This is a genomic window from Aestuariivirga sp. (assembly GCF_037139295.1).
Lineage (GTDB): Bacteria > Pseudomonadota > Alphaproteobacteria > Rhizobiales > Aestuariivirgaceae > Aestuariivirga.
Genome location: NZ_JBAXGR010000129.1, coordinates 1 through 7,782 on the forward strand (window position 1 = coordinate 1; position 7,782 = coordinate 7,782).

Sequence of the window (7,782 nt, forward strand, 5' to 3'; positions counted from 1 at the left end):
AAGACACGTCATTAACGACGTCGCTATGCACGTGTCTTAAGCCATCAGCCAATGTTCAGGCAGGCGGTACCAATCGAGCGGTTACGCTTCGTGCAGGGAGGGCTTGTTCTTCTGCAGTGGTCGAGCCTAAATTGCAATGGCCTCTGGGGGCGCAGGCTCAAGGACTGGCGCCAGGCTCGCAGCCCGCCACTACAAACTCGCATCCGACTACCTTGGCGCCGACTTACTCGCTAATTTAGTCACGTGCTAGTGCAATTGAGCCCCGACGCTAGCGGAATGTCGCCGTCACCGACGTGTTGGCCCTGAGAACGACAGTGCACGTGGAGGCCGCCCCCCTGCATCCGCCGCTCCAACCGGAGAAACGCCTGCCAGTCACCGGGCTCGCGGTCAGGACGACCGACTGGCCCGCCGCGAATGTGGCGGTGGCCGAGCTGCAGGTGGTGCCGCAGGTCAGGCCCGTGGGCGTGCTTGTGACCGTGCCGAAGCTGCTGGTGCCCGACTTTGTGAGCTGAAGCGTGTAGGTCACGGGCGTCGGCGTCGATCCGGACACAAACGTGACCCTGTCAACGAAGCCGGCGTCGCTGCCGGCACTCGCGCTCGTGTCCTTGCGGTAGGTCCAGCGCAAGGTCTGCGTTCCCGCGGCCAGGGTGAACGACCGCTGCGCCCAGCCCACGCTGCCGCTGATGGATCCCGACTGCCTCACGCCATTGACCCAGAACTCCAGGAAGTCAAAGCCCGGCTCCGAGGAGACCGACCAGAAGAAGCTGAGCGTGCCGGGACCCTGGACGGTGGCCTGCATGGACGAGGTCTGCGCGTCGCCAATGTCGCCGCTGATGGCGTAGCCCGTCGCGTCGCCGCTGCGCAGTTGCTGGTTCTGGCCGTACCAGGCCGCCGCGTCGCCCGCGAGCGGGCTGGTCCAGCCAAAGTTGCCGTCGAGGGCCGTGGCGAGCGGAACGACCCAGCTCGCGGCCGCGAAGCCTGCCTGAACAGAACTCGCGGCGGACATCGTCACGCTGCACGTCAGCTGCGTGCCCGAGCAGGCGCCGCTCCATCCCGTGAAAGTGGACAAGGCGGCCGGAACCGCCGTCAGGGTGATCGTCTGGTTCTGAACGAAGGTGGCGCTGCAAGTCGTGCCGCAGTTGATGCCTGCGGGCGAACTGATCACGGTCCCGCTGCCGCTGACCGTGGTGGTCAGCGCGTAGGATTGGAGGCCCTGGAGGATGCCGATGGCATTCGCCACGTTGATCATCGGGGCGCTGAAGGTCCCGGAGCTCCGCGTGTCCCTGATCAAGGCGCCCGAGGTCTTCAGGGCCACCTCGATCTCGCTGGCCGTCGCCGTGGGCTTGGCCGCGCGCAGCAGTGCCACGACCCCCGCCACGTGCGGGGCGGCCATGGATGTGCCGCAGTAGGCGTCGTAGCCATTGATCACGGATGACACGATGCAGCCGTTGGCGTCGAAGTCACCGCCCGGCGCAAAAACATCCGTCGTCCGGCTAATATTGGTGTAGCTGGAGGCGACCGCGGTCTTGCTGGTCGCCGCCACTGAGAAGGCACTCGAGATGCAGGCCGGCGAGGACATGTTCACCCTGCTCGAATCATTGCCTGCGGCGACCGTGGTGATCACGCCCGCGGCGCGCAGGCGGTCGATCACGTCCTTCTCGGGGGAGGTGTCGCAGTCGCCCGCGGCGCCGCCGCCGCCGAGGCTCATGTTGACTGACGCGATGCGGAGGTAATTGTTGTTGGTGATGACCCGGCTGTAGATGTGTTCCAGGCCCTGGATGATATCACTCGTGTAGGCGCCGCCCTGGGAACCGAAGACGTTCACCATCAGCAGGTTCGCCCGGCTCGCCACGCCCCGGCTGACTGTAGAGCCGGACGCGTAGTTGCCCATGGCGATGCCCGCCACGTGGGTGCCGTGCGACTGGCCGGCGGCGGGTGCCGAGGCGCCCGGTCCGACCTGATCGTAGGTGCCATTTGGACAAAGCGAAGTCGAGAGGAAGCAGGCCTCGTCCACCACGCGCGCCGATCCAATGAAGGGGTGTCCGGCCTGCACACCGGTGTCGATCACGGCCACCGTCTGTGGGTTCAGGCCATCGGCGTCGGTGCCGTTGGGCTGGGCGGCGTCGGTGGTGGTCTGCCCGATCAGCGGCAGGCTCTGGTTCAGGGAGGTCGTCCTGAACTCGTCAATCTCGATCCTGAGGATGCGCGGGTCCGTCTCCATGCGGGCGAGTTCCGCGGGCGTCACGTCAGCCGCAAAAGCACCCAGCGTGTCGATTGCCTTGACGCGGCGGCCCTTGGCGCCGCGGGAGCCCGGAAAAAGAGACAGCATGACGGGCGAGATGCGAGCATTCATATTGCGGATCATCTGACCGCGCGCCGCGCGATCGGAGAGTGCTGCACGCACTGCCTTCTGATCCACATCCGTGGCGACGAAGGCGATGACCCTGACGCTTCCGGCAGTAAGCAGTTGCTGCTGGATCTGGCTGGCATTCTTGAGCTTGGTGGGGATTTCCGCGGCCATCAGGCGCGGTGAACCCGCCAGGACCGCCGCCGCAACCAGTGAGGCGGTCAGGAGACGTGCGAGGAATGCATTCGGAAACGCCGTGCTCATGTCATCTCTCAGTCAGTAAAAACAACTATTTTTGTATTATACAAAACGTTTTGGTGTTCTGGTTTTTCTACGTCATAGTCCAACATAAGCCGGCTGGCCAAGCAAATCATCCGGAAATCTCCATGCCCTGGGAATGTTCGGATCGGTGGCGCGACGAAAATGGCGCCAGTACCGAGCCAGATTTCGTTCGGTCTGTCGTAGAAGCGCTGATACCGGACACACCACGCGTATTTTTTTGTCTGATCATAAGTTAAGGTTGCCGGACTTCCGGAAGAATTCACCCAAAGTTCCCCTCAGGATTGCCGAAATCGCTGTCCAAGTTACCGAATATCGCTTTTTTTGCTCCCTGTGGAGCCCGCATGGCGTCTTATCGACTAGCCCGCTTAGCGTGATGTTGTTCCGTCCCACCGTCAGCGGCCGCACAGTCGAGTTCGGCATCGAGATCGAAGGTCATGTCGCCATGATTCCGCGCGGCCAGACCTTCACCGGCCAGACGCCCGCCGGTGACGGCATGAAGTATACCGCCAAGCACGCTGTCGTGGGCATGTATGCCTATACCGACGTGAAGATCATGGACGGCCTCAACGATGCCGGCCTGATGGCAGGTGCCTTCTATCTCCCGAAGTTTTCCACATACACGCCCGTCACGGCGGACAACCAGTCCAAGGGCGTTTCTTCCGCCGAGTTCCCGAACTGGATCCTCACCCAGTTCGGCTCCGTCGATGAGGTGCGCAAGGCCGTGGAAGCTGGCGACGTCGCCATCACCCCGACCGTCTTGAGTGGCTGAGGCAAGGAAGCGCCGCCGTTCCACTATGCAGTCTATGACAAGACGGGCGCTGCAATCGTCATTGAGGCCATCGACGGCAAGCTGGTCGTTCACGACAATCCGCTTGGCACGGTCACGAACTCGCCGACCTTTGACTGGCACATGACCAATCTCCGCAACTACATCACGGTGCAGCCTAACAATGTCAACAGCGGCAAGATCGGCCCTCTCGAGCTTCAGGCCTTCGGTCAGGGCAACGGCATGTGGGGCATTCCCGGTGACTTCAGCCCGCCGTCGCGCTTCGTGCGCGCCGCGCTCTTCAGCGCCAATGCAATTCCCTCGGACAACGCCGAAGAGGGCATCCCCCATATCTTCCATGTACTCAACAACTTCGACATTCCGAAGGGCATCGGCCGTGCGATGGACAGCACAGGCACTGTCTCTTCCGATTACTCGCAGTTCACCGTCGCGCGCGATGCGTTCAACATGCGTTACTACTACAAGAGCTACAAGGATCAATCGATCCACATGATCGACATGAAGCAGCTCGACCTTGATGCCAAGGAGATCAAGTCGTTCCCCGTCGACTCGGATCAGCCGATCACTGACATGAGCCTCAAGCTCAAGTAAGCGCCTCACGCCATTGCCACTGCCGCTCCGGCGGCAATGGCCACCGCTACGTGCCTCTGCTCTCGACTGCTTGATGAAATGGGTGCAAAAGTTTGGCTTTCGCCGTGTTGCATGACACCCACGACCCGCAGCATTCCGCCCCGGCGCTGCCCCCAACTCAGTGTTTCATTTGCTGTCGTGGCGAAACACAAGCGACATGTTGTTGGCAGGCATCATGATTGTCTCGGCAAGCTTGAGGCCCGATCCTTCAGCCACGCGCTCGAGATCCGCAATGTCACGCAAGCCCCAGAATGGATTGCGAGATCTCAACGATTCATCGAAGCTGGCATTCGAAGGCGCGTTGTGCAAACCGTTGTGCATGAAAGGACCGTATAGATAGAGAAGCCCTCCAGATCGGAGCAAGCGTCCAGCGCCTGAAAACAGTCCGGTCGTTGCTTCCCAGGGGGCGATGTGAACCATGTTGATCGACACGATGGCGTCCAAAGGTGCCAAGTGCTCGACCCCCCAATGTGCCCGACTCACATCGATGGAGTGTGGCTGCAAAACGTTGTTCAGTTGCTTGAAGTGCATCCAACTGGAAGTGCTGATCCTGGATTCGGAATCCGGATCGCTCGGCAGCCAGGTGAGAGTGGGCATCGCCTCTGCAAAGCACACCGCGTGCTCGCCAGTTCCACAACCAATTTCCAGAACCAATCCATCCGGGGGGAGAAGGCGCCTTAGGACCGTCAGGATCGGTGCCGAATTTCTTGCTGCCGAAGGCGAGAACATGCGCTGGTCTGGGTCGTGACCGCGCTGTTCAAGTGCAACAGGCGGAGGGAGTTTGTTGTCGTCGTGCATCATTGCCCTCTCGGCAGTCAGGTTGCGTCTGCTTCAAGCAACAGTCACTTGTTGATCGAAACGACGCCATCGACGAATTTGAGAATTCGCCTCTCCATGTAGGGATAAAACGGGTTCCAGTGTTGCCGTGTCATGGCCGTGGCAGGGATTTGCAGGCGACCTTCCTCGCCGCGCAAAATCGTGCCTCCAAGGTTCAGGCTGTCTGGATTTCCATTTGTCCCATCGCCGTAAAGGGGGTCGTCTGGAGGAAACGGGAGAGCGATGTGTGCCAGGGAATAGACATCCTTTGGCCAGTTCAGACCTATGTCCTGTGTCGTTACCTCGTCACTCATGGCCGGGCGCTGTTGAACAACAGCAGCTGGATCCTGGCTGCTCTTATTCGTGACTATGCTGATTGCGTATCTGTGGGGTGGTCCAGAAAGAGCCGCTTTGAACCCACTCTGCCCATCAATGAGACCTTCCTGCTCAAACACGCGATTGACGTCGAAGAGAACCAGTTCTGCGTCGCCAGAGTCCAGTCGATCGAATAGCTCCTGCTTGACAGCAGATGCCGTAACAGTCGCGTCTGCCTCGGATTCAAAAGCGAGGATGGGCGGAACCTCCTGAAGTCGGCCCGATGCGGTGAGCATGTCAATTTGAGCCCGAACCAATTCAGTCATCCGATATGCCTGGGCACCCGCATTGACTGCAAAGGAGTTGTATTTGAAGGGATCGAACTCTGCCTCTATCGTATCCCAGGCCAGCTGATTGACACCAAGGATCTCGCCGATCCATGCCTGCCAGGTCGCAAGCGCGGCGATTGGCGAAATGCCAACTTCGGGTGAGAGGAGTACCAAGGCAGCAGGCCTGGCGGTGCTGCCGTCGTTGATCGCCGCGAAGGTATGAACGAGCGCCAGAGCCGCTCCATTCGAATAACCTACAATGATGATTGGCTTGTTGGGAAGTTGCTCGTGCAGATAAGCCATGGCAAGCGAAACAGCGGCATTCATGTCTTCTGCCGTCGTGGTTCTCAATGCGCTTGGAGCAGTGCCGTGGCCGGGAATGCGCAGCGCGAGAACTTGACCGCCATTTGCCTGAAGACTTTGGCCGATGGAGCGCAGGCTGTAAGGACTGTCTGAGTATCCGTGAAGCAGGAGCACCCCGAAGCGGGCATCCGGAACCGGCCATTCAGAAGATCGGTTCCAGTTGGTTGACCACCTCGCCGGATCAGACTTGCTCCCCGCGCTAAAGCGGTTGAAATCCATCTGCTCGGTTGTTGGAACGCGCCGAATGATCTTCCGATCCAGTTGATTGAAAAGCGCTTCCTCAAGTAGCAGGTAGCTGTTCCAGTCGGCAGTCTTCGAGTTGGCCGTGAACTCGCCCTGCAGCAAGGTTGTATGCCAAATATGGAGGGAGGGGCGGTATGAGACATACACGGCTACGGCGGCTGCAATTGAAATGAACGCACCCAGCAGCATGAGCAGAACAGGTATTCCAACACTTATCCACATACGGCGCAACACCAGCACGAACTCCTATCGTCTCAATTGCCGTGTCCTATGACGTGGCTTGGGGCTGATTGACCTTTGCGGTTCTCACCAGTGTTGATATGCCGATTTGCTGCATTTCGGAAGTCATTCTCATTCGCGTGATGTTTTGCCTGCAAGTCTCGGTCGTGTGAGGATGTTGGGTGCTTGACAACTCAAATATGAGAGGCGGGTCAGTCTTCTAACTTATTGATTGCATTTGATAGTGAGCCACCAGTGATTTGAGGCCAGGCCGCCATGGCAAGGTTTAAAAGCTCATCTATCGACGTGAATTGGTGAGAGACCCTGAGCCGTGTTGTTGAGGGTTGCAGGAGCATGCGTGCAATTGGACCATGGCGTGAGCTGCGTTACCTCTATCATCTCGGCGGGGTCGTGTATCGACACCTTTTGTACGCTGCCTTACCGACAGCTCCGTGCGGTCAGTCTGAAGGACTTGCAGCCAGCCACAGGCTCAGCCGAGAAGCCCAAGAACGACGCTCGCGGCCGACGTATACTTCGGGCGTGGTCACACCAACCTGCTGGCGCGAGAAAGGATCAAACGCGACAACATTAGGACCCGACACCGGCAACACCGCGGCGGGTCTGTATAACATCAGACTGGACAGAGTCCTTTTGTCGGGCATGCGCCCAACGACCTCAGATTATCCTACGGCGGACACTCGTCATTCAACCATCTGGCCCGAGTCCGCTCGATGATATGAGCCTACTTTCTATTGATGGTCGGGTGAAGTGCCCTTGCTGGCTAAAGGCTTGGCGGTTTATAGTTCCTGCGGCAGGTTGCATCCTACTTCTCAACGCTTGTGGCTGTTTCATCAAGCCAGCCTGGGCGTATCTCGGGGAGTGGTATGGAGGCGATGAGAGTTCGAGTGAACTCAGACCGCGGGTGGGCGAAAACGTCTGGCGTGCGGCCCTCTTCAACGATCCCGCCCGAGCGCATGATGACGACGCGCTCGCACAGATAGCGGACCACCGACAGGTCATGGCTGATGAACACCAAGGCCAAGCCCATCTCATCACGTAGGGTTCTGAGCAGATCGAGGACCTGCGCTTGCGTGGAGACATCGAGGCCAGACACGATTTCGTCCGCCACCACGAGTTCGGGCTTTACCGCCACTGCGCGCGCAATGCCAACGCGCTGGCGCTGACCGCCGGACAGTTGGTGCGGATATCGGCGGATGGTGGAGGACGGCAGGCCGACGCGATCGAGAACGGCGGCTATGGACTTCTCCGACGCATCCATGCCGTTCAGCTTCAGCGCGGTGGCGAGGATGTTGCCAATGGTGTGGCGCGGGTTGAGCGACGACTGCGGATCCTGGAAGATCATCTGCATGCGGCGGCGCAGCGGCTTCAGTTCGGCCGCGCTCGCATGGGTGATGTCCTGCCCGTCGAAGAACAGCTGGCCTTCGCTCGGC

Annotated in this window: 4 protein-coding genes and 1 pseudogene; 1 reads left to right on the forward strand and 4 read right to left on the reverse strand. The window is 59.8% G+C overall.

Translation table 11 applies throughout. The features are described 5' to 3' along the window. Nucleotides 1-268: 268 nt before the first annotated feature. Complete coding sequence (locus tag WCJ41_RS18940; RefSeq protein ID WP_336907398.1) at nucleotides 269-2,611, reverse strand: S8 family serine peptidase; 2,343 nt, start codon at nucleotides 2,609-2,611, stop codon at nucleotides 269-271. 391 nt (nucleotides 2,612-3,002) lie between these two features. Here WCJ41_RS18940 and WCJ41_RS18945 point away from each other — a divergent pair. After that, a pseudogene (locus tag WCJ41_RS18945) lies at nucleotides 3,003-4,007 on the forward strand (choloylglycine hydrolase family protein). 165 nt (nucleotides 4,008-4,172) lie between these two features. On the opposite strand, the gene WCJ41_RS18950 reads toward WCJ41_RS18945, so the two are convergent. From WCJ41_RS18950 to WCJ41_RS18960, 3 genes are all read right to left on the reverse strand, one after another. Then, nucleotides 4,173-4,844 carry a DUF938 domain-containing protein gene (locus WCJ41_RS18950; protein ID WP_336907401.1) on the reverse strand — a complete coding sequence of 224 codons (672 nt, stop codon included), beginning with the start codon at nucleotides 4,842-4,844 and terminating at the stop codon, nucleotides 4,173-4,175. Between the two features lie 44 nt (nucleotides 4,845-4,888). After that, nucleotides 4,889-6,346: an alpha/beta fold hydrolase gene (locus WCJ41_RS18955; RefSeq protein ID WP_336907399.1), complete on the reverse strand. Its 1,458-nt coding sequence runs from the start codon at nucleotides 6,344-6,346 to the stop codon at nucleotides 4,889-4,891. Between the two features lie 808 nt (nucleotides 6,347-7,154). Beyond that, nucleotides 7,155-7,782 (reverse strand): ATP-binding cassette domain-containing protein (locus WCJ41_RS18960; RefSeq protein ID WP_336907400.1); only part of this gene is annotated, 628 nt, incomplete at its 5' end.